Source organism: Vogesella mureinivorans (genome assembly GCF_007644035.1).
GTDB lineage: Bacteria > Pseudomonadota > Gammaproteobacteria > Burkholderiales > Chromobacteriaceae > Vogesella > Vogesella mureinivorans.
In genome coordinates this window covers 1-287 of the sequence record NZ_VMTV02000766.1, presented here as the reverse complement: position 1 = coordinate 287, position 287 = coordinate 1, and the positions used below count along the sequence as shown (strand labels likewise).

Below are 287 nucleotides of genomic sequence, written 5' to 3'. Positions count from 1 at the left end.
GCCCACAGGGCCGCCGCCGCCAGCAGCAGCACCCCAATCAGCGTCACCCAGGGCGCCCTGGTGACCGCCAACCAGGCCGAGCCGCTGGCCACGATCCAGCAGCTCGATCCGATGTACGTGGATCTGGCGCAGTCCAGCGCCGAGCTGCTCGCGCTGCGCCGCGAGGTGGCGGCCGGCACCCTCGAACAGTCCGAGGGCGTGCCGGTGAACCTGCTGCTGGAAGACGGCAGCACCTACGCCCAGCAGGGCCGCCTGCAGTTCGCCGATGTCACCGTCGATCCCGGCAC

The 287-nt window shown here is 71.8% G+C and carries 1 pseudogene; it reads left to right on the top strand.

Annotated features, from left to right (window positions below):
• Nucleotides 1-60: 60 nt before the first annotated feature.
• A pseudogene (locus FLQ44_RS23810) lies at nt 61-287 on the top strand (efflux transporter periplasmic adaptor subunit); the annotation flags it as partial.